Source organism: Vibrio sp. 10N.247.310.23, assembly GCF_041467155.1.
Classification (GTDB): domain Bacteria; phylum Pseudomonadota; class Gammaproteobacteria; order Enterobacterales; family Vibrionaceae; genus Vibrio; species Vibrio crassostreae_C.
This window is the reverse complement of record NZ_JBFSTZ010000043.1, coordinates 1-22,267: the sequence shown is the minus strand read 5'-3', so window position 1 is coordinate 22,267 and position 22,267 is coordinate 1. Positions and strand designations below refer to the sequence as shown.

Annotated in this window: 19 protein-coding genes and 3 pseudogenes; 10 read left to right on the top strand and 12 right to left on the bottom strand. The window is 42.6% G+C overall.

Annotated elements, in window-relative coordinates; genetic code table 11:
- The first annotated feature begins 74 nt into the window (after window positions 1-74).
- The 3 genes and pseudogenes from tnpA to AB6D93_RS22410 form a co-directional block, all read left to right on the top strand.
- A pseudogene (tnpA, locus tag AB6D93_RS22420) lies at window positions 75-387 on the top strand (IS66 family insertion sequence element accessory protein TnpA).
- A complete protein-coding gene (gene tnpB / locus AB6D93_RS22415) occupies window positions 384-737 on the top strand; it encodes an IS66 family insertion sequence element accessory protein TnpB (RefSeq protein WP_372127246.1) in 354 nt (117 codons plus the stop codon). Before tnpA ends, tnpB begins: the two are co-directional and overlap by 4 nt.
- Window positions 738-796: 59 nt before the next feature.
- A pseudogene (locus AB6D93_RS22410) lies at window positions 797-1,567 on the top strand (transposase); the annotation flags it as partial.
- A gap of 238 nt (window positions 1,568-1,805) precedes the next feature.
- On the opposite strand, the gene AB6D93_RS22405 reads toward AB6D93_RS22410, so the two are convergent.
- The 5 genes from AB6D93_RS22405 to AB6D93_RS22385 form a co-directional block, all read right to left on the bottom strand.
- Window positions 1,806-2,225, bottom strand: a complete 420-nt coding sequence (locus tag AB6D93_RS22405; protein WP_154724085.1) for an RbsD/FucU family protein — start codon at window positions 2,223-2,225, stop codon at window positions 1,806-1,808.
- A 70-nt stretch (window positions 2,226-2,295) separates the two neighbouring features.
- Window positions 2,296-3,060: an SDR family NAD(P)-dependent oxidoreductase gene (locus tag AB6D93_RS22400; RefSeq protein ID WP_154724084.1), complete on the bottom strand. Its 765-nt coding sequence runs from the start codon at window positions 3,058-3,060 to the stop codon at window positions 2,296-2,298.
- A gap of 10 nt (window positions 3,061-3,070) precedes the next feature.
- Complete coding sequence (locus tag AB6D93_RS22395; RefSeq protein WP_372050000.1) at window positions 3,071-4,033, bottom strand: TRAP transporter substrate-binding protein; 963 nt, start codon at window positions 4,031-4,033, stop codon at window positions 3,071-3,073.
- Window positions 4,034-4,044: 11 nt separating this feature from the next.
- Complete coding sequence (locus AB6D93_RS22390) at window positions 4,045-5,346, bottom strand: TRAP transporter large permease (protein ID WP_235612589.1); 1,302 nt, start codon at window positions 5,344-5,346, stop codon at window positions 4,045-4,047.
- 56 nt (window positions 5,347-5,402) lie between these two features.
- A complete protein-coding gene (locus AB6D93_RS22385; RefSeq protein ID WP_154724081.1) occupies window positions 5,403-5,921 on the bottom strand; it encodes a TRAP transporter small permease in 519 nt (172 codons plus the stop codon).
- Between the two features lie 376 nt (window positions 5,922-6,297).
- On the opposite strand from AB6D93_RS22385, the gene AB6D93_RS22380 reads away from it, so the two are divergent.
- The 4 genes from AB6D93_RS22380 to AB6D93_RS22365 all read left to right on the top strand — a co-directional run bounded on the left by AB6D93_RS22380 (window position 6,298) and on the right by AB6D93_RS22365 (window position 10,450).
- Window positions 6,298-7,305 carry a substrate-binding domain-containing protein gene (locus AB6D93_RS22380; protein WP_372050001.1) on the top strand — a complete coding sequence of 336 codons (1,008 nt, stop codon included), beginning with the start codon at window positions 6,298-6,300 and terminating at the stop codon, window positions 7,303-7,305.
- 146 nt (window positions 7,306-7,451) lie between these two features.
- Window positions 7,452-7,979, top strand: coding sequence for a gluconokinase (locus AB6D93_RS22375; protein WP_154724079.1), 528 nt, complete (start codon window positions 7,452-7,454; stop codon window positions 7,977-7,979).
- A complete protein-coding gene (gene edd / locus AB6D93_RS22370; RefSeq protein WP_154724078.1) occupies window positions 7,969-9,762 on the top strand; it encodes a phosphogluconate dehydratase in 1,794 nt (597 codons plus the stop codon). Before AB6D93_RS22375 ends, edd begins: the two co-directional genes overlap by 11 nt.
- Before the next feature lie 58 nt (window positions 9,763-9,820).
- Entirely contained in the window at window positions 9,821-10,450 is a 630-nt protein-coding gene (locus AB6D93_RS22365; RefSeq protein ID WP_154724077.1) for a bifunctional 4-hydroxy-2-oxoglutarate aldolase/2-dehydro-3-deoxy-phosphogluconate aldolase, read from the top strand.
- Between the two features lie 109 nt (window positions 10,451-10,559).
- On the opposite strand, the gene AB6D93_RS22360 is transcribed toward AB6D93_RS22365, so the two are convergent.
- Complete coding sequence (locus AB6D93_RS22360) at window positions 10,560-12,107, bottom strand: transposase (RefSeq protein WP_372127245.1); 1,548 nt, start codon at window positions 12,105-12,107, stop codon at window positions 10,560-10,562.
- Window positions 12,094-12,924 (bottom strand): TnsA endonuclease N-terminal domain-containing protein, encoded by an 831-nt coding sequence (locus AB6D93_RS22355; RefSeq protein ID WP_154724071.1) that lies wholly within the window; start codon window positions 12,922-12,924, stop codon window positions 12,094-12,096. Before AB6D93_RS22355 ends, AB6D93_RS22360 begins: the two co-directional genes overlap by 14 nt.
- 75 nt (window positions 12,925-12,999) lie before the next feature.
- Here AB6D93_RS22355 and tnpC point away from each other — a divergent pair.
- Window positions 13,000-13,785, top strand: a pseudogene (tnpC, locus tag AB6D93_RS22350) (IS66 family transposase); the annotation flags it as partial.
- A 196-nt stretch (window positions 13,786-13,981) separates the two neighbouring features.
- Here the strand turns inward: tnpC and ltrA are convergent.
- The 3 genes from ltrA to AB6D93_RS22335 all read right to left on the bottom strand — a co-directional run bounded on the left by ltrA (window position 13,982) and on the right by AB6D93_RS22335 (window position 17,991).
- Complete coding sequence (gene ltrA, locus AB6D93_RS22345) at window positions 13,982-15,454, bottom strand: group II intron reverse transcriptase/maturase (protein ID WP_372159195.1); 1,473 nt, start codon at window positions 15,452-15,454, stop codon at window positions 13,982-13,984.
- 792 nt (window positions 15,455-16,246) lie between these two features.
- Entirely contained in the window at window positions 16,247-17,263 is a 1,017-nt protein-coding gene (locus tag AB6D93_RS22340; RefSeq protein WP_372127261.1) for a phosphatidylinositol-specific phospholipase C, read from the bottom strand.
- A gap of 80 nt (window positions 17,264-17,343) precedes the next feature.
- A complete protein-coding gene (locus tag AB6D93_RS22335; RefSeq protein WP_017085359.1) occupies window positions 17,344-17,991 on the bottom strand; it encodes a hypothetical protein in 648 nt (215 codons plus the stop codon).
- An 837-nt stretch (window positions 17,992-18,828) separates the two neighbouring features.
- Here AB6D93_RS22335 and AB6D93_RS22330 point away from each other — a divergent pair.
- The gene (locus tag AB6D93_RS22330; RefSeq protein ID WP_371722041.1) at window positions 18,829-19,308 is read left to right on the top strand and encodes a hypothetical protein; all 480 of its coding nucleotides are present in this window, start codon (window positions 18,829-18,831) and stop codon (window positions 19,306-19,308) included.
- A gap of 292 nt (window positions 19,309-19,600) precedes the next feature.
- On the opposite strand, the gene AB6D93_RS22325 is transcribed toward AB6D93_RS22330, so the two are convergent.
- Window positions 19,601-20,188 carry a hypothetical protein gene (locus tag AB6D93_RS22325; protein ID WP_372127260.1) on the bottom strand — a complete coding sequence of 196 codons (588 nt, stop codon included), beginning with the start codon at window positions 20,186-20,188 and terminating at the stop codon, window positions 19,601-19,603.
- 196 nt (window positions 20,189-20,384) lie between these two features.
- On the opposite strand from AB6D93_RS22325, the gene AB6D93_RS22320 reads away from it, so the two are divergent.
- Entirely contained in the window at window positions 20,385-20,642 is a 258-nt protein-coding gene (locus tag AB6D93_RS22320) for a hypothetical protein (RefSeq protein WP_371722044.1), read from the top strand.
- 33 nt (window positions 20,643-20,675) lie between these two features.
- Here the strand turns inward: AB6D93_RS22320 and AB6D93_RS22315 are convergent.
- A partial coding sequence (locus AB6D93_RS22315; protein ID WP_372159193.1) for a conjugal transfer protein TraG N-terminal domain-containing protein occupies window positions 20,676-22,267 on the bottom strand: 1,592 nt, incomplete at its 5' end.

Genomic DNA, 22,267 nt, shown 5'->3' with positions numbered 1-22,267 from the left:
GCGTCATAAACCCCGCATTCTAATCGCCTAGCGCGAAGAATAAGATCAAGTCTCCGACCATAAGGAGATTTGAAATGGGGAAACGACACACTAATCAAGAATGGCAAACACTTATCCGAGCAGTCTGAATCGAGTTCATTGTCAACGCTTGCATTTTGTAAGCTCAATGAACTCAACCCCTCAACGTTTTATGCTAAGCGCCAGCAACTCAAAAAAGCGGATGTCTCTCAAGGCTTTGTACGAGCAGAGGTCGTCGAAAAGACAACGAAATATCAAGCTCAAATAGCCACCGCTAATATGACACTTCTCATCAATGATGTGGAGCTGAGTATTCCTCAAGGCACGCCCGCTGCCTACCTGGCAGAACTTATCGGGGCGCTATCATGAAACGCATGCTCAGCGCACCAGAGATTTATCTGTATCGTGAGAGTGTCGATTTTAGAAAGTCCATCAATGGCCTCGCAGCGATTATCGAAAGTGACACGGACTTACCTTTAGGAAGTGGTGCACTGTTCTTGTTCACCAACAAACAGCGCGACAAAATCAAAGTGCTGTACTGGGATAAAACAGGCTTTGCGCTTTGGTATAAACGCCTTGAAAAAGCCAAGTATAAATGGCCTACAAAAGAGAAAAATGAAGTGTTTACCCTGACTCAATTCGAGCTTGATAGACTGCTTTCAGGCTTCACGATTATCGGCCATAAACCCGTTCAAATAAACGATTTTACAATGACTTAATCGATACTAAAGCCTGATATACCAAGCGTTAACGGCATGATTTTAGTATAATCAAGGCCATGAAAAAGACGCCAGATATCAACCCAAACAGTCAAGATGTTGCCGAGCTACAAGCTATGGTAAAAACGCTGTTGGCGTCAGAAACCCAATGGAAACAAGAGCGCCAGTCGCTACTCGAGCAGCTCAAGCTGGCCTTCGACCGTCAGTTCGCGAAACGCTCGGAAGCATTAAAGCCTTACGATGAATCGCAAGGTGACCTATTCAACGAAGTGGAGTGTAAAGCCGCTAAGGAAGAAGAGGTTGAGGTCACGGTGACCACCACAACGAAGAAACGTGGTAAACGCAACCCCCTTCCAAAGACCTTGCCTCGTGAAGTTATCGAACTCGATTTAGACGACCATGAAAAGCAGTGCGCTTGCTGCCAACATAGTTTGCATAAAATCGGTGAAGACCGCAGTGAGAAACTTGAGTTCTCACCAGCTGTGCTCAAAGTGCTGGAATATGTTCGTCCTAAATATGCTTGTCGTCAGTGTGAGCAAACTGAAGACAACAGCCGTATCGTTCAAAAACCTGCGCCCCAGAGCCTCATCCCTAAAAGCTTTGCCACAGAAAGCTTGTTGGCCAACATCATCCTTGGCAAATATCAATACGCAATGCCACTGTACCGCCAAGAGTCGCTGTTTACCCAGTCGGGTATCGAGCTATCACGAACCACGATGGCAAGGTGGGTTATCCAAGTCAGTGATAATTTCAAACCCCTCTATGCCGCCTTAAAAGAGCATTTACTTCAACAAGTGGTGGTTCAGGCGTTGTCGGCGGACATTAAAGTTTAAAACTTTTCTTTCATGTAGAGCCTATTACTACATAGTGCTATAGATAAAAAGTGACAATAAAGATTGAAACTAAATTGATGCAACCACCTTCAGCACAAAAAATATAACAATAAAGTTTGAAACTTTTAAAAAGTTTACCTTTGCCTAATGTACACTTCAACAACGCCCAGACAAACTGGCGACGCCAGCTTGTTTAAGCTAAAACATCAAGACTTCTGTTTAGGATAGTAAAAGACTATGAAATTACGGGGCCAACTGTTAAAAGCAAGTTGGCAAAACGACGAGTTTCCCCAGTCGCTACTACTAGCAAGGTATCATCGGATTTTACAGCTGAGTAAAAATCTGCGCGTTCCAATAAGTTCATCTCAACACCATCTTCTAGAATATTTAAATATTCAGATTGGATTGTATTATCAAAATCTTGTGGCCACGCCATCATCGCAGTTGACTCAACATTAATCAGCTCGACAATACCAGATAGGACAGCCGTCGCTGGCAGCATGTCTTTTGCAAAGTTCAGATAAATAATCTCAGTACTATCACTGGAATTAGTTACAAAAGAATAGTTTGCATCGGCTATTAAGATCTGGGTCTTGTGGCCACATTTAGCAAGAATACCAAGTAGTTCAGGGTGGATAATTTTTGATTTGATCATAGATATTTTCCTCAAAATAATTGGGGCGCTATAACATTGCGCCCCTAAGCCATCAACAATTATCAATGACTTACATTCGGTAAACACCACCATTGATATCAAGAGTAATCCCTGAGATAAAGCCATCATACTCTGAAGCTAAATAAGTGATAGCTCTTGCCACATCATCTGGGTCACCTGCGCGGCCCAATGGGATTCCTTTTACAGTATTTTCAGCAGACTCTTTCGTTGTGTGCTGATTATGGAAGCGAGTACCCAAGATGAGTCCTGGTGCAACCGCATTTACACGAATACCATGTTCACCCAGCTCAGCGGCTAATGAACGAGTCCATGTTAGAACTGCACCCTTAGTCATTGAGTAAGTTAGTGAGCCTGCGTGTCCACCCGAACGTCCCGCCAAAGATGCTAAATTGACAATACTTGCACCTTCAGTATTTTCCTTTAGATAAGGGAGGGCTGATTGTGTCACGTTCAACATAGTCGTCATATTTACATCAATAACGGTTTGCCAGTACTCAGGTTCAATTTCTCCAAGCCATTTGCGTGCAACGATGCCACCAACATTGTTGATCAAGATATCAATCCCTCCCAAAAACTCAGCGGCCTCCTCAACACATTTAGCAGTCTCTACATTGTTAGTGAGGTTTGCATAACCAAACATTGCTTTTTGCCCACGTTCTTGTGCTATGAGCGATAATTTTTCTGGCCCTTCAGTTCCACTAAAGTAGTGAATATAGATATCACACCCTGCTTCAATAAGAGCTTGAGCAGTATTAAAACCGATACCTTGCTCACCACCTGTAAGCAGTACTTTCTTGCCTTTTAATTTTCCCATGATATTGCTCCTAGTATGTTTGTAGAGCATTAATTAGCTCTTCTAATTGTGGATTTTCTCGTGCAAACTTTTTGTAAACCGGTTGCACTTTGTCTTGGAACGTAGCGATGTCTGCTTCTACAATTTCACCACCATTCTTAATAATTTCAGCTTTCGCTTTTTCTACATATTCATCCCAGTAGCGATCTTGAACATCAAGTAGACCTACCGAAATTTTGCTAATAGTATCTCGATCTTCTTCAGACAATTGCTGCCATGTTTCCGTTGATACAGCCAAAATATCTGGGATCATCGTATGGTGATCTTCAGTGTAGTATTTCGCAACTTCATAGTGACGGTTTGCAAAGTAAGTCGGAATGTTGTTCTCTGCACCATCCACAACACCTTGCTGTAGAGCTGAATATACTTCGGTAGATGAAATAGGTACCGGGCTACCTTCCAATGCTTTCATTGTGTCTATATCAATTGGAGAGTTTTGTACTCGAATCTTCAGGCCTTTAACATCACTTGCCTTTTCAATTTTAGTATTTGAGTAGAAACCACGAGAACCACTAGATAGGAATGCTAAACCTACAAAACCGTCTTTTTTCGATGACTCTAAGATACCCTGACCAACAGGACCTCGTAAGATGCGTTTAGAGTCTGCTTCATCTTTATAAAGATAAGGAAGAGACAATACATTGTATTGCTCCGAGAAGGATGCCGTTAAGCCGCCACCAACTTTTGTAAATGCAAGAGTACCGTTTTGAAGCATTTGTAGAGTTGCTTCTTCACCACCTAATGTTGCATTGGGGTAGATCTTAACACGGTGCTTAGTTTGCTTGCTCACCTCGTCTGCAAACCAAGTAAGTGACTGGTGAACAGGATGATCTAGAGGCATAGCATGCGCTAGTTTCAATAGTTTTGCTGAAGCATTAAATGCAACCGATGAAGATAATACTGCAACAGATAGAGCTAATATTGATTTTTTCATTGTATATTCCTTTAACCTGTGTAGCCCGCTAGCCTTGGCAACCACATGGTTAGACTAGGGAAAGCAACGACTACCGTTAGACCTACAATAATCAGCATGTATAACGGAATTAACTTCGGTACGACTTCTCCTAGTTTTGTGTCTGATACGCTACAACCCACGAATAAGGCAGTTCCAACAGGAGGTGTACAAATACCGATAGATAAGTTAAACACCATCATTACTCCAAAGTGGATTGGATCCATGCCAATAAATCCGGCAATAGGTAGCATAATTGGTGTAAATATTAGGATTGCAGGAGACATGTCCATAAATGTACCAACAACCAAAAATATAATGTTAATTAGAATAAGTATTGCAATTGGGTTATCTGAGAAATTCAGCACAAAGTTAGCTATAAATGCTGGAATATCAGAGTAAGCCATGGCCCAAGACATCGCACTAGATGTTGAAATCATAAATAAAACAATGGCTGTAATTATTACGCTATCAAGAACAATTCTAGATAGGTCTTTTATCTTAATTTCTCGATATACAAAACCTAGAATTAAACTATAAACAACTGCGATAGCGGATGCTTCAGTAGCTGTAAATACACCACCAACGATACCACCCATAATAATAACCAACATCATGAGACTAGGAATAGCATCAAGTATTGTTTTGAGTACTGGTTGGTCTAATGTGATAGTTTCATTTGGAACACCAAACTTACGACCAAATATATATATACCAGCCATAACACATAGCCCCATAATTATTCCAGGAACATAGCCGGCCAGGAATAAATATTGAACAGAGCTTGTACTTACTAGTGCATACAGAATAAGAACATTTGATGGTGGGATAAGTAAACCTGACGGACAAGATGCAATGTTTACAGCACTAGAAAAACCTTTAGGGTATTTCTTTTCATCCTGCATTGGCCCCATTAGTCCACCCACTGCTGCCGCGGATGCTGTTGCAGATCCTGATAGCGAACCAAACATCATATTGGCGATGACGTTTACATGACATAATGCACCAGGTAACTTTCCACCAAGCAACATCGCAAAATTAATTAAGCGTTTTGCAATTCCTCCGGAGTTCATTAGATTACCAGCAAATATAAAAAACGGCAGTGCTAGTAATCCAAAATTATCCAAGCCACCAAGTAACTTTTGTGATGTTAATACTGCAGCCTTATCAATTGGGAAGTTTAAGAATATTGTAAGAAGAGACGAAAACCCAATTGCAAAAGCGATAGGTAAACCTATAACTAAAAATACAAATAGAGCGCCAAAAAGCATTAATACAGGTAAAAGCTCGTACATGAAATCTGGCATGTTTGCTATATAGTTTTCAGTGAGCAATATATCCATCAGAGTCATTATTTGTCCCCTTTTAGATTAAGAACATTTCTCATATTTTGTAAGGTGTCATTAACCGAGCAAATCGCAATAATCAGTCCAGATATTGGGGCTGATAGATATACATAGCCCATAGGTAAGTTAGAACCAAAAAATACTAAACTTGGAGATACTTGATTAAATTTAAGTGTTGTCTGAACTACATTTGTTCCACCATAAATAAGCACAACAAAAGCAAAAATTAATACAATGCTATTTATGATTATTGCTAGTACGTATTGATGCTTAATAGAAAGCTTCGTTACTAAAATCTCAATAGCTAGGTGTCGCTTAAGAGCATAAACATAAGCTCCTCCTAGTATCCCGACCCATTGCATAAGGTATCGGCTAAGTTCATCCGTAAATGTTGATGGAGAGTTAATCACAAACCTAGTGAACACCTGCCAAACAACCGCAGCAACCATTATCCACATGAGAAAAATCAGCAGTTTTTCAAGTACTTTTGTAGTGAAAACTACCGCATTATTTAAAACTTCCATAATAACTCCTAATGAGAGTTTAAGTATTTGTAAGCGTTACAACAAATGTTACTGGTAACTTTTAATTTCAGTTTATCGACAGCATTAATTAATACAAACACTGAATAATGAAAGTGTGTTCTTGATCATAAGAAACATTGTTATTAATATGGAGATTTCACAATAGCAATAAAGCCAAGTGGCTGTTATAAAAGAGATTTTTTTTATAATTCTGTGTCAGGTAGGTAAAATAAAACAGAAGTTGAAGTCGATCACATACTAATGAACGATCAATTCGATAAGGAAACGCTTTGGTAGAAATGCGTATTAGATTGGATTTCCCGAACGTTATTATGTTACTGTAACAAAATATCAAAGACTATATATGGAGATAAATATGGTGACGCCTAAAAGAAAATCCAGACCCTCTTTGCAAGATATTGCGGATCAAGTAAACGTTACGAAAATGACTGTGAGCCGTTACTTGAGAGACCCAAATTTAGTGGCAGAGCGAACAAGAGAGAAGATAGCTAAAGCAATTGAAGAGCAGGGATACATCCACAATAGAGCCCCAGCAATGCTTTCTAAATCCTCTAGTAAATCAATTGGCGTTTTACTCCCTTCCCTATCTAACCAAGTGTTCTCTAGTTTTGTTCATGGTATAGAGTCAATCACCAACAAACGTGGGTATGAAGTTCTTCTTTCTCATTACAGTTATTCAGACGAAATTGAAGAAAGAAGAATAGCCACATTACTTTCCTACCAAGTAGATGGGGTAATTTTAACTGGGACAACCCATACAGCCCGAACACTAAAAATGTTAGAAACAGCTGGGATACCTATTGTTGAAGCCATGGAGTTAACTGACAATCCAATAGATATAGTGGTGGGCCTCGACCATAAATCAGCAGCTAGGCACGCTGTTAAATCATTAATAATAAAAGGAAAAAGTAAGATAGGCTACTTTGGGGCTCGCCTTGATAATAGAACTAAGTATCGTATGGAGGGCTATGATAGAGCAATCCTTGATGCTGGTTTGCAAAAGTATCACTTTCTTACCTCAAGCCACTCTAGCTTCACTCTAGGTCGAGAGTTGTTAGAACGAGCATTAATAGAATGCCCTGATCTAGACGCTATTTTTTGTACCAATGATGATATAGCGATTGGTGTTATTCTTGCGTGTGCAGAAAAAGGAATCGATGTTCCAAACGACATTTCTATCATCGGATATAATGCTCTCGACATTGGGCAAGCCATCTCGCCAAAGTTAACTAGCGTATATACCCCCCGTTATGAAATTGGCCAAACCTCAGCAGAACTATTGCTAGATAAAGTCGAAGGAAAGTTTATTGATAAAAAGTTCTATGATCTCGGCTTTACTTTGACCCAAGGGGAAAGCAGTTAATACAAGTAGCACAATGATCCCCCCCATCTAAAATTAATACTTACATCACAAAATTAATCAAGTTTCGACAAAAATCACCGTTACGGGTATCATGTTACCAATAACATTGATAGCTTGGTGTGGTATAGCTTAATAAAGGGGGATTTATGAGTGGATTTAGCATAGTAGTTATGGGTGTTTCCTCTTCAGGAAAATCAACCATTGGTGAATATTTAGCCAACCGGTTAAATACTAAGTTTATTGACGGGGATGACCTTCACCCAAAAGAGAACGTTTTAAAGATGGCTTCTGGGCAACCATTAACCGATCACGATCGCGCCCCTTGGCTGAAAAGAGTCAATGATGCAATTTTCAGTGTGGAAATTAAGGAAGAGAAGATGGTTTTAGTCTGCTCTGCTCTGAAAAAGCAATATCGAGATCAAATCCGACACGGGAACACGAATGTAACCTTTATTTTTCTTGATGGTAGCAAAGAGCTTATTAAGAAAAGAATTGCTCTTCGTGAAGGACACTACATGAAGCCAAAGATGGTTGATAGCCAATTTGCAGTTCTAGAGAAGCCAGTGGGTGAGCACGATGTGATTACCGTAAGCATCGATCAGTCCATACCAAAGTTACTCGATACTTGCGTCACCAGTTTAATTAATCGAGGAGTTATCTTGAATGAACAATAAAGTCATAGAAGTAACTAATCGGCTTATTAATAAGAGCAAAGCAACCAGACGGGAATTCTTAAAGTACAGTGAAGAGCAAGCGAAAACAGGAAAGAATCGAACCAACTTATCCTGTGGCAATTTAGCTCACGCTATAGCAGCTTGCTCGCAACAAGATAAAAGCAACTTCATGAACTTTACTCAAGCGAATGTTGCTATTGTCACCTCGTACAATGATATGGTTTCTGCTCATCATCCATATCAAGGTTATCCAACATCCATTAAGAAAGTTTTGTCCACCTCAGGACACACCGCTCAAGTTGCTGGAGGGGTGCCGGCAATGTGTGATGGGATCACTCAAGGTCAAAGCGGTATGGACTTATCGCTTTTCTCTCGAGATCTAATCGCGCAGTCTACTGCGATATCACTTAGCCACAATGTCTACGACGCAACTCTCCTACTTGGAGTATGTGACAAAATTGCCCCAGGGATGCTTATGGGGGCACTATCTTTCGCTCATTTACCCACTGCATTTATTCCATCGGGATTAATGGCTACTGGGATTAGCAATGAAGAAAAAGTAGACGTAAGACAAAAGTTTGCCGCAAATAAAATCGGAAAAGACGAACTACTTGAAATGGAGTGCAAGTCTTACCATTCCGCAGGTACATGTACGTTTTATGGCACCGCTAACACCAATCAACTTGTATTTGAAGCAATGGGACTGATGCTGCCTGGCTCCGCTTTTACCCATCCAAACTCAGAATTGAGAGAAAGACTTACCGATACGGCAACCAGACAAATCGTATCCAGAACACTTGGTTCTCCATCATACCGCCCTCTTTACCAAGTCATTACCGAGAAAAATATAATTAATGGCGTCGTTGCTCTGCTCGCTTCTGGAGGAAGTACAAACCATACCATCCATATGGTGGCCTTAGCTAAATCAGCAGGTATAGAACTCAACTGGGATGATATTGATGAACTATCAGAAGTGATTCCATTACTTGTCAATGTCTATCCCAATGGTCAAATGGATATGAATGCCTTCCAGTCTGCTGGAGGCGTTCCGGCACTGCTTAAGCGATTGAATGAGCAAAGCTTACTTCATCAAGATGTCTTAACGACCTTCGGAAACTTCGAATCTCAACTAACATTTCCCGTCATTGAAAATGACCAATTGCTCTGGAAGTCCTCAGAGGGCAGTTTGAACCCTGACGTCATTGCTGCAAGTGGCGAAGTTTTTAGCCAAACAGGCGGCCTTAAACTGTTATCTGGAAACCTTGGTCGAGGCGTCGTGAAAGTCTCTGCGGTATCAGAAGAACATTATGAGATAGAAGCACCAGCCGTTGTATTTACTTCTCAGCACGACGTAGAGAGAGCCTATAAAAACGGAGAGCTAACAAAAGATTGCGTTGTTGTGGTCACTCACAATGGACCGGCAGCCAACGGTATGCCTGAGCTACATAAGTTGATGCCTATTCTAGGTAACCTGCAAAAAAGTGGATACAAAATAGCTCTATTAACCGACGGGCGATTATCAGGGGCGTCGGGTAAAGTCCCCTCTGTCATTCATATGTCTCCAGAAGCTACTAGAGGTGGAGGTGTCGGATTAATTCGAAATGAAGATATTATAAGAATTAATTGTCATTCAGGTGTTGTTGAGAACCTTGCAGATATGAGTAACCGGCATGCATCAACTGTAGACACAGAAGCAGCCCAAAAAACTTGGGGACGTAAGTTATTTGAATCAGCAAGGAAGAACGTCTCCTCCGCTGAAGATGGAGCAAGCTTTATAGTCTAGCTCTGTCCACAAATTCTCAATATCAATATTAGAACAGCACTATAAGTAAGGATTTATCATGTCTACTACCAACGAGCAGCTAAAAGTGCTTAAAGTTATCCCAGTTATCGCTATCGACATAGCGGAAGACATCATCCCTCTGGGTAAAGTTCTGGCAGAGAACGGTCTTCCAGCAGCAGAAATCACCTTCCGTTCTGATGCTGCTGTAGAAGCTATTCGTCTGCTTCGCGAAGCACAACCAGACATGCTTATTGGTGCGGGTACTGTTCTAAACAAAGAACAAGTAATTGCAGCAAAAGAAGCAGGCGCAACGTTCATCGTATCTCCAGGTTTCAATCCGAACACTGTAAAAGCTTGTCAAGAAATTGGTATCGACATCGTACCGGGCGTAAACAACCCAAGCGCGATTGAAGCAGCACTAGAGATGGGTCTAACAACACTTAAGTTCTTCCCAGCAGAAGCATCTGGAGGCGTTAACATGGTGAAATCTCTACTTGCACCATACGGAGACGTTCACATTATGCCTACTGGCGGTGTTACCCCGAAAAACATCAAAGACTACCTAGCGGTTCCACGCGTTCTTGCATGTGGTGGTACTTGGATGGTAGACAAAAAGCTGATTGAAGCGGGAGAGTGGGAAGAGCTTGCACGCCTTACTCGCGAAGCGGTAGAGTTAGTAAACTCTTAACCGAAGACATCCTGACAAAGCTTCTTGTACATTTCGTCATAGTGTCACCTGTTAACTTATGAGGTGATGATATCACCTCTCTAACTAGGTGGCCAAATTAACTATGCCACTACACCCATAACTTTATGCCCAATTCAGATACAGTGACTTTTTGACGAGGTAACAGCAGTATTTTTGCAATATCCGTATCAATAGCTCGTAAACGCCCAGTACGATTCTGTAGGCCCCACCTCCAAAGCTCAATAGGGATCGATGGAAGGCTTTCTGGCATATCAGGAGCGCGGTCGTACTTATCCAATGGTTTGTTTAAGTTGTGAGCAAGTATTGAATAGAGCAGTATTTCAATAAAGTCTGATTTCGCCACAGCAGCTTCAACTCTATAATCTCTTTCACCATGCTTCTTAACCTTGTTACCAGTTACGACACCTGGCATATAGGGCTTGGACTTAGCCTGCAACGTACCAAATGATCTCTCGACAATGCCTTTAGCATCACCTCTTCGAGGTGGGGCACTTTCAAGGCGAACACCAATAGCATCAACCAAATAATTTGCTTGGTGGCTCATCAATTCACCACGATCAGCCAGCAACACATCGGGAATACCTATGCATGGCCACTGTTCTTCTGAAATATCGATACCATATTTTGCGCAAGTTTCTATTTTGCCGCTAAAGCTGCATATCAGTGCTTTCATTGCAACGGGGAAAGATGGGTTATCGAAACCAATATAAAACCCTGCAACCATACGACTAAAAACATCGATGACCATATAAATCGTCGGCCGACCGATTGCCTTGTCTGCATCGTCATCATCGACCAAGTAAATATCTGCAATGGTGGCATCAATCTCATATCGACTCCCTGGGCCTAAAGCTTGCTCGGTTGCAGTTCCATGTAGTGGCCTAACATCTTTATTGTAATTTCCTCGAGGTGTTTGAACGGTAAGCTTTGTGACCTTGCTATACTCGGTTTTGTTGAAATATCTAAATTGGCGGAGTGTAGGAATTTCATGCTCTTCAACATCTGGGTTCTTTAACTTATATGCTTTGGAAAACTTCCTATGTGCATAAGCAACGGAGTACCCTTTATCATTCATCAAATATTTATCACAAATAATTCGGAACTGTTTTCTGATTTCTTCAGTGACTGGTTTGCCATCACCGAGACCGTAAACCCTAGTTTGACCGGCTTTATTGGTTGTGAAGTTTCTTCTCTTTCCAGCCGCTCCTGAATTTTTATAATCAGGCAAAAGGGAATTTTTCATTTGTCCTCGCTGCCAATAGCGCCTCAATAGTCGATAGATTGTCGGCTTTCCCTTCCCCGACTCGACCATAGCCAGTTTAAGCCTGCTTGCTCGAACTCGCTTGTCGAATGCCCCTTCACCTTCAACAATAGGCTTGATCAATTCATAGTTACGTTGACTTTCCAAATAATTGCTAGACTCTTGATTCCAACTCTCACCTTGGAGGTATGAGTACGGGTCAGGAATTTTTTCTATACGCCCTTCATCGACCCAGTTGCGGCATTCATCAAAATAGACTCTTTCCGGTAAACCTTTATCCTCATCAATAGCAATCCAATAGAAGTAACTTGTCTCGGTAAAAAGCACGCGGTAAGCCTTACCGTCAAACTCTAGAGTTTCATTAACTGGCCACATTACAATGCCCCCCAAACAAAGATTCGCTTCTAAACGCAATTTCTTTCGCTTTCAAACTATGAAATGGTAAACGAATATCGAACGTTATAAGCCTTGCTGCACACATTAAACGAATATCATAAAGCGACCGACCAAGTTCTTGCTGGTATGCCATGTCATACTCTTTACACAGATCAACGACTTTTCTTTCTGCGTGTTGAACAAAATAAGCACTGATATGCTCAAACGTAAGCGATAGCTCATCCGTTATTACTTCATCAAAGTAGCCCTTAACTCCATATAACCACTCAATATTAGATACGACTGTTTTGTCTATCTCTTTATCTGTTACGAGGAACCAGGGGATTTTTTTTAGCTGCCAATAACGGCGTTCTATTTCAAGTTTTTCAATGGTTCTTGGGTCTTTTAAATCTTTGGAGTACTTTGCTTGAATAGCAAACTTTGGCTGAGTTTTAGAAGTGGTGTTAACCAAAAAATCTGAGGACATTACAAGGTTTACCCCTCCTTGAGAAGGGTGCCAAAGCTGACCTTCCTTGGAAATATTGAGAGTATCATCCCTGTTGAGTGGAAACTGCTCACGAATATCTGTTACCGAAGGGTTATGGTCTAGAAGGAGAAAGACTGCGAACTCAAGGTCCGATAGTACATGATGAATCCGACCCGTTAGGTGGGAGTAGACTCTTTGAGATCGGCCTTCCGAAGGGACCTCATTAACATACAGCCACGGCTTATAGTCAGAAAGCCTTCCTGCACCTCGGCCTTCATTTATCCGCTTGATGATTTGCTTTTCAGTTAAAACGTACTTTGATCTTGCCATAACAAAAACCCGGTCAACTTTAGTGGTACAGTTTCAAACTTTAGTGTCACAGTTTCAAACTTTAATGTCTGCCGACAGGCGGATGAAACGCCGCTCAATGTCCTCAAAGAAGATAAACAGTGTTATATGTGGCTCTACTGCTCGGGCGCAGACTCGCCCGACGCTGCACTGTCGAATGTAAAGAATATCGCCTTGTACGACTATCAAAACAGTCGCGCGAGGGCATGCCCTGTTGCCTTCTTGGGGGGTTACAGTGGTTATCTGCAAACCGATGGCTATGCTGCCTATGATGGTCTTCAACAAGTCACCAATGTTGGCTGCTTGGCGCATGCACGGCGTAAGTTCATGGATGCTAAGAAGCTTCAAGGTAAAGGTAAGTCAGGCAAAGCAGATAAAGCGCTGGCTAAAATCCAGAAGCTCTATGGGATAGAATCCCACTTAAAAGGTGCGAGTGTCGAAACACGAAGAGCAAAACGTCAACTGCATGCCAAGCCGATACTGGATGAGCTTTACGAGTGGATGACGACTCAACAAGTACTAGCGTCTAGCCCGCTGGGCAAGGCGATAAAATACACGCTCGGCCAATGGCCGAAACTTATCCGCTATATCGATGATGGTCATTTATCTATCGATAACAATCGAGCTGAACGCGCAATTAAACCGCTGGTCATTGGCAGGAAGAACTGGTTGTTCTCGACCACTGCAAATGGCGCTGACGCGAGTGCGATGCTTTACAGCATCGTCGAGACTGCGAAAGCCAACGGCCTTATCCTCTACGACTACATGGTCAAGTGCATGAAAGAGCTAGCGAAAGCAGAGCCTGATATCGATGCGCTCCTACCTTGGAACTTCAAACATTAACAACATCGCCCCGTGGGTTCATGGGGCGCATACCTTTTTCTAATATCAGTTAAGTGAATTAGAGTTTTGAGTTTAACGCGTTTTTGTCGGGTGGACGACACTTGTTACCAAGTGCCGTCTCCCTAAGAACCCAGCGTGCAACTTTCACTGCACTAGGCTCAAGCCTCTACAAAGGCATCAAATGATACCCAGCAACTTATAAAGCAGTGAGAGCAGGTTTAATCCAAGAATTACGAGCTAGCCTTTTGTGTTTTCTCTTTCCCAAGTATTCTTGGTATTGAGGGTCGAAAGGTGTCACTGCGCTTCGGATCTTCACATGTCTTTCTATCGGCACTTTAGCTATTTGGAAAAGATTAAACTGGCAATCCATATCCTTTATCTTCTGCCAACCGTGAAACTGCCATTGGCCTTTTCGGTTGATGAAGTATTTCAAGGCGATCCAAGTTTTAGATTTTGTTGGATGTCGCCTTTTAGCCCAATGCCATAACGCTTGAAATAGTTTGTGACCGACATAACTGAATACCTGCTTAGCTACGCAGTGGCGATAATAGTTCGACCACCCTCTAAGCTTTGGGTTAATCAGTTTGATAAGGTCGTTCACCGGTAGGGTAACGTGCTTTTTGATGAGTCCGCGCAAGTTACTTAGGAACGTCAACGTATTGGCCTTGCTCGGTTTGATGAGCAGTTTTCCTTTGTACTTCCTATGGTTGAACCCAAGGAAGTCAAAACCGTCGTTGATGTGAGTAATGTGCGTTTTCTCTTCGGATAACGTTAAGCCTCGTACCGCTAAGAAGTCAGCAATCAGTGGTTTGATATCGTTCTCCAACACTTCCTTTGAAGCGCAGGTGACGACGAAATCGTCGGCATATCCAATAAAGTTAGCTCTTGCGCCTTTCTTAAGCGCGGTAGATTTAATGCGCTGTTCGAGACCCGATAACGTCATCAACATCAAGGTGGGGGATATAATTCCGCCTTGAGGCGTGCCTTCGTCGGTGTCGTAAAACAGCCCTTTGTCTACAAAGCCAGACTTTAGCCATTGCTTCAACATACGTTTATCAACAGCAACATTATCCATCAGCCATTGATGCCCAATTTTGTCGAAACAGGCTTTGATGTCCCCTTCAAGAACCCATTGTGCTGACCGTTTCTGACTCAAACAGATGAAACACTGGCCGATTGCGTCAGCCGTGCTGCGATTTGGTCTAAAACCATAACTATTAGGGTCGGCAAGCGTTTCGGACACAGGTTCTAATGCTAGAAGATGGAGAGCTTGTTGGGCTCTATCAATCATGCATGGAATACCCAGAGGCCTGAGCTTACCGTTCTTTTTGGGGATGTAGATACGCTTGAGTGGTTTAGCTTGATAAGCTTTCCGACTCAGTTGATTTACTGCTTTCATACGACGCGCGTCTGTGTTCCAGACAACGCCGTCTATTCCAGGCGTTTTACTGCCTTTATTTTGAGAAACCCGCTTAACAGCAAGAAGTTCTGCTGAGCGAGAATGAGTCAGTATCCACTGCAATGCTTTAGCTTTGCCGTGTTTACCGTCTCTAGTTGCCTTTGCGATACGCATTTGAAGCTTTAAGACGTTCGCCTCTACGGCCTTCCAGTTAATGGATTGCCACTGTGCACTGTCAGAAGATGCACTAATCTCATTCGAAATCATCATTTGCTTTTCTTCCTTAATAAAGTTCTTCAAACCCTCTCGCAACGAGAGACCAGTTGGAAGTGGGCTCACTTTCGTGACCAGACACAAGTCTGTATCTACATCGTTACAATGCAGCCTTAGCTTTTTCCAACCTCCTATACCTGCATCACTATCGGCCACACAGGCTTTCCCAGAGGGAGTGATACAGGCTTACCATGTTCCGTATGCAGCGCGATGGTAGGTTAGGTGCCCGCTATGGTGCGAAGAGCGTGTTGATCACGAAAGAGCATTGGACAATCTCTTTCCTACTCTTAGTGCCTTTTGGCTACAGCGTATAAACCACTTCCGCTGCTTCGTAATATAACGCACCTTGAACGGATTCACGTGTGTTCACCATACTACCTGCCTAGCACTCACCCGATTTATGTGGTTATCAGGAGGAGCCTTCTCTCGCGATTTAGCTCCCGACAAGATAGTTTCTTGTCTTCGTTACATTGTCAGAGCCGCTACTTAATTCAGGCTCCTAGGCTCATCTGGTGATGCAGATGGTCCATTCTTAACGCGATGGACAGCGCTGCATACGACCTCATGTCGCACGTCCAATAATTAGTCAGACACTAGAGTGTTATTCTCGAACTGTACCGACATGTTATATAGGGCCTTAACATATGCTGATGATTTAAATCGTGTTGATGTGATTCATATTGGTCAAGGGGGTTACAAGCCACCCCCTTGATGTGACCTCCTAGGTGAACAGAAGTATACGAGATGGATAAGGTATTTGTTTCCACCTAGGTAGTTGACATGCATTCTTTAAACTAAGTAAGAATGGTCTTCTTTAATGATAGATGAACTTCTTGCATACTCGCTATTTTTCAAGTCAACTCCCGAGTTGGCGTTGATAATCAGCTCGGCATTTCTGTTATCTATATGACCTTCTTCGTTGTTGTAAAAGTCTAGAATAACAATACCAAACCTTTTTCCCTTTTGTTGCTCAGCCAAGAATTCCGTTAGTCCTGGATTCATCTTCGGATCTACTTTACCGAAACCGCCACCCCAAGCGTATTGGTAAGGTGAGTGTCCCCCAAGTGAGATGCTATTGTATGTAATATGCACAGCGTTATCATTTGGTGTCTCCATAGCTCTGTTTATTGAGGAGTGTACGGTAGCCATTTTCTTGTGAGTATCGTGCTGCTGGTATTCATCTTCTATTCGGAACACTTGGTTTTCGGGCGTTGTCAGAGTGAAGGTTGCATTCTTTTCCCACCCATTGGATAGATCGATACCTTCATCGCCATCAAAACGTCTTAACAAAACAATTTTGCTCTGGGCTTCATGCAATGCTGGTATTCGTGGCTCTAAGTAAAATAGATGTTTGTACTTCTCTTGTTTAAGGTATTCATCGAATTTTGTTTGAATGTCTTTATCACTGTTTGTCGCGGCGTTCATAAGCATAACGACGGATTCACTTGGGTTTTCTGAGAGAAACTTTAAACAATCATTTAGAACATCACCGAAAGAAATGCCGCAACTAAAGTCACCATGGTAAATATTTAGAGGGTCAAGTTCTGGACCGTTTGGTTTCACACGAATGTCGAGGAAACGAATGCCATCCGATAGTTGATCATAAATGCCAAAGTTTTGTGTTCTAGCTCCCCCTTTAAGGGCTTTTTGAGTCCCTGAATCATGAGTCCCCGGCATGGAAATACTGTCCAGTGTTAAGTTTTTGTCTAGTGCACTCATCCAGTTTTTTGTGCTTACGTCAGCCATGTTGTTCTCCAATATAGAATATTTTTGAGCTTTGGTTATGAACCAATCACCAAAGCTCATTTGTTCGTCTTTGGTTTGTGTGTTTGAGTGAGTATGGCTAGAAGTGGTAAGCGCTAAGCATCACTCTACAAGAAGAGAAACTAAGGGTGTGAATAGCGGCCAGTCATGGTTACATTGGTTTGAGAATTGTCCATTTGGAACAAGAATAGCCCAACAGCGGTCGTCGATTCACTCGTTCGTGCCGCTATGCTTCCAGAGCCCACTTTACGTTTGTTCAGCACGTCGACGATGAGCTTCGCACTATCAATAACGCTACCTACTGGGTCTTCAGTAATGATGCTGGATACTACACTTAACGAGTCTTGAACTAGCTGCTCAGCATATTGTTGGTTTACGTTGTCCCATGTAACACCAAACATTTCTTTAGAGCCAATCCACCAGTTGTTGTTAAACTCAAAATGCCCTTGGCCTATAACGAAGTCATCGAAAGTGTATGTAACCCCTTTTATATGAAGTAATAGTGTTCCACGCACTGCAAAGTTTAGAGCTTCTGGCTTTTCGTCATTGAATGTTTTCGCTATTACCCCGCGCTCTTTAGCGCTATTTAGAAACCATTTCGCAACATCACCTGAGTTGTGTCGTCCTGCTTTCACGACAAGCGTGTTCCCTTTACAGCTAATCCCTTCATACGGCTGACCTTTTGTTATCTTGTGCTCTTTTTCGATAAAAGAAATTTCCGAGAGCCCTTCAATAATGAAAGTGAATTCATTGTTGTGAATTTTTGTCATGTGTTTTTCTCCTAGTCCAACGGTGTCGTTACATTTCTTATATATAAAACTAATTAATTAGCCAGAATTTGATCTTTCTGACTATAAAGAAGGTAGTGCTCTATTTGTATATGTGCAATTAGTTTCATTTTAAATTTGAATGCAAAACGTGACTGTAGACGTGAGGAGATAGGAGTATTGAATGAGAAAAATACAAGAGAAGAATAGGTTATGTACTTTCTCATTTACGGCGCTACTAGAGGTGAAATTCTTTTATCGGCTTAAGTCAGTGTCCGGAATTTGTTGACCACTACAGTTGGCTTATGGGGGATAGGGGCCATTGGTAGAGCTTCTTTGCTAGCAATGTTTCCACGATTTTCAAGATTGGGCTTTAGGGTGAATAAGCTCATCTCATAAAGATAGAAGCCCTAGAGGGTAAATATAAACTCTAGGGTGCCTCTACGATTTTGTTTCTAGCGTGAGACTGATCCGCTCCAGCAATTTTGGACACTGAGTTACGTAATTTCCCATACTTGAAGTTATTCGTATTTTACTAATTTAAGTAAAAGATCTAAATGATTTCTGTCCAGAAATCATTTAGAATAAATACCCTAGATTTTACGGCCACCAAGTCATGCTGTGATTATGATTCCTTGCTTTCCCATCCTGAATTTATTGCGAAAGCTGGCATGTTACGTATAAGGAAGAGTGATTTTCATTATGGTAAATGCCTTTATTATCAATAGGTTTTTATCATTTGTGCTTGTCATTATACGACGCATATCATAAAAAACATGGTCAAGCACAAGATGGGGTGTGGCAAGATGGTTTTATCGTAACTCCCTGATTTGAGGCGTGATGAGTCAACACAATGATGTCCAGTTAAGGCGTCGTATTGAGCGTATTCTAGAGCGCCATCCTAACGCCTCGTCGTTGGCGGTTCGCCAGCGTTTGATAGTCGATGTCAAACCTGCTCACTTTTATCTCCACTTAATCCCTTTCTATGACCAGGACCGCATCGATGACAGTTCTGATATACAGCGTGATCTTGATAGAATGATGGCTATGCATCTAGGGTTGAGTGTCATAGCGAGAACGCTGTCAACAAAGCCCTATAATTATCGTCAGATAGAGCGGGCGTTACTTAAGTTGACGTTAAATTTTGCTCACACAGAACAAGCCCGGCTTTGTAAAATCGTGCATTTTGGCCATGATATGGCGAAAGATGAGCATCATAAGTCTAAGATGGTCATGCACTTGCAAAAGCTTGGACACCGCTTACCCGACATTTTTCTGATCTTACGACAAAAAACCAGAGTTGAAATTATCGACCGTTAATCTTTGAATTATCAGTCAGCTGCACAGTATTTGCGAGCGTCTCAGCAATGTCGCGATATCAATGATATTGGTGCTTGTGAAGTGTTCATTGGATTTTGCACAATGACTTGTGCGGCTTTTCGGGCTGTGGGTTAAAGTGAGCGCATTGAGTACAGCTATAGGGACGTACAAGGATGTGAGAAGCCGCCTATAACAATATTATGTTGGTGTATGCCTACCTGCAGAATGCAAGACAACTATTTTTGAGACTCACGAAACACGACGAATAAGGCAATAACAGACCCCTCGATATTCATTCGTAACTTGCCATTTTCCTTGTCGTGCCTGTGAAGCTGTCTGATACTTCGATGCGCTTCATTTCGATGTTCATGGTTGGTTCGAGTTTTTTAAGGCGCGCTATGTCACTGGCGATGCGCTTACAGCCTAAAAACAGAATGCCATCGAGTGGTGTTATGACCTCTCCAGCCTTGAGGCAATCAACGAGAGACGTTGCAGACAGTGGTGTTTTTATCCCATCAACGTAGCGGGTTGCCACAAACTCATTCGTATAGCGGATCTCTCTTGGTAGCATTTGTTCGCTTTTGGCGTAAATCATCCCGCTTTGTTTACCATTAATGACGCGATGTTCTTTATACACTCGGGTTTCTTCACCGATGATGGCCATGGCTTGTGGTGCACGAGTGATAAGTAAGCGAAAAGGCAGATCTTCACTTGTGATGTAATCGACAAGGTTAAATGCTAATCTTGCTCTCGCGACCTCTCCGAGTGGTTTGTCACGACAGATTTGTCGAACCTGATTCCACTGACTGGTCAGTCGAGCGCTTTCTTTATCGCTTCTAACTTTAACTTGCTGAATGTCATAGTGAATTGTCTTTGCCATGGTTGACTTAGCCTTCCGTTTTTTTCGTCGAATTCCAACTTAACATTATGTTTTTATAACACATTAAAACAGTTATCCACAAAAATTGGGCGTAACCTGTGTGAAAATCAGTCAAGCTTAATATTCGATTTGCAACCGCCTGCATAAAGGCGTAATCTGATGGTAATTTAACCGTATTGAGTCAAAAGAGGCCGAAATGTTAGCATTCCTGAAAAAATGGCGTCAGGCATACCGAGAAGAAAAAGGTGATCGTCTACATGCTGAGGTAGAAGCTGAGCGTAATGCTATATCTCAAGCGGAAGCTATAAGTGTTAATGATGTAAATAGAGCTTTCTCAGAGCTAGGCCAAGGTGACCGATTGAAACGATTTGCTGCTAATTTTTGTGAGGCGGCATCGGAAGCAATGGAAGAAAGCTTAGAAGAAGATGTTAGAGGCAGAAAGCGTTACTATTAAAATAGTAACGCTTGGTATTTATCTAGCGTAAAACTAACCTTTAAACTGTTTACTTAAAGTACCACTTATTGTTTTTGAACCCTCTTGCGTTACTTTGTGAACTCGATCCATAGCACTATCCATCGACACCCCATTCACGCGATAACTGGCGTAACCTAATACCCCAAACCATATCGCGGGCACTACCACGTAAAAAGTGATCATCACAAACGCTAATATCGAATCATCCATGCTGTTGATCGTGCCGGTTATCGGATTAAAGTTGTCATGCATGGAATACACCGCCTCCAACAGCTTACTGTCTAGGCTTCGACACAACTCCCACCAAAACGTTAAGAACAACAATCCTGTATAAGAGAGTGACAACGACATCAGCGTCATCATCGAATAGTTACTGACCGTTAAGACAATCGGACTCGCAATCACCACCACAATGAGCAGCAAAGACTGCAGCATCGGCATCGCTTCTCGCACAATGAAGTAAGCGGGACCGGTGAAGATATGACCAATTTGTAATCCTGCCCAGCCAGCCGCGCTATTCCATACTTCTCTGACTTGGTGATCGAGGGACTTATCAAGCACCTGGCCATAGCCACGAACAATGCGTCCACTGGTCGATTGATTTTCAACACTCAACACGCGCTGAACCAGCATGTTCGCCTTATCGGCCGGTGTGACTTCAGAGCCCATGATTTTTGAGAAGAAGCCATCATAGTCCAACACGTCATGAATCAATTCAGGGTTGGTGTCTTCAATGTGATTGAACAAGCGCCACAACAAGCCGGCGCGTTGGCCATCACTGCGACCGCCTTGAGTACTGTCCCACCATTCATCACACATTGGGTACGCCGCGCTGGTATCAACCGCTGTTCGGCGATACTTCTGTTGCACCGGAGCGTCTCGCTCTGCGTTGTAAGGGAAGTTGAACACAATCTTTTCAGCTTGTAAGCCATTATAGGTGGTTTCTGGCGCGGCCAGATTATAACCAAGGAAATAAGAGCCTCCAATCCAATTGGCGTTATCAAAGTCGTTTTGAGTGACTCGCTCTTTACGCGCGGCCGCCTTCATCATCAGACGCGCTCGCGTATAACACTGCTCGTAGAAGTCTTGGGTCTCTTGTCTGAGCTGTTCGCTCTGAATGTCGATTTGAGAGAGTTTCAACATGCTGCGCTCGACATCGTAGTGACACGGTACTGAGGAGACCGCCGCGTTGGTCAGGCCTTGTGAAATACTGTGCCAGAGTACCCACCATATCGGGGCATGGACCAATTCCCCATTTAACGAGCTTTGGTCACTGTTGGTTGCGCCGCTGCTGATACCCACGCCGCACGATTCGCTGGCTTTTTGATCCATGACGAGCGTGTTGACGTTGACCGGGTACAAGGGTATGACCGCAAAGAAGCACACCAATCCGGCCAACATCAGTTTGACCTCGGTGCGGTTCATGCTCAGCAAACCTTTGTTACCCTCGTCTTCGCCCTCTTGAGCGACATCAAACCACACTTGGAACACAATGACGGCCAACATAAAGACAATCAGTCCGGTTTGATTCAATATCATGAAGATTTTGCCGGAGATTTGCCAGCTGGTCAGCGTCAGTAAGACGGAAAGCGGATCGTTGACTA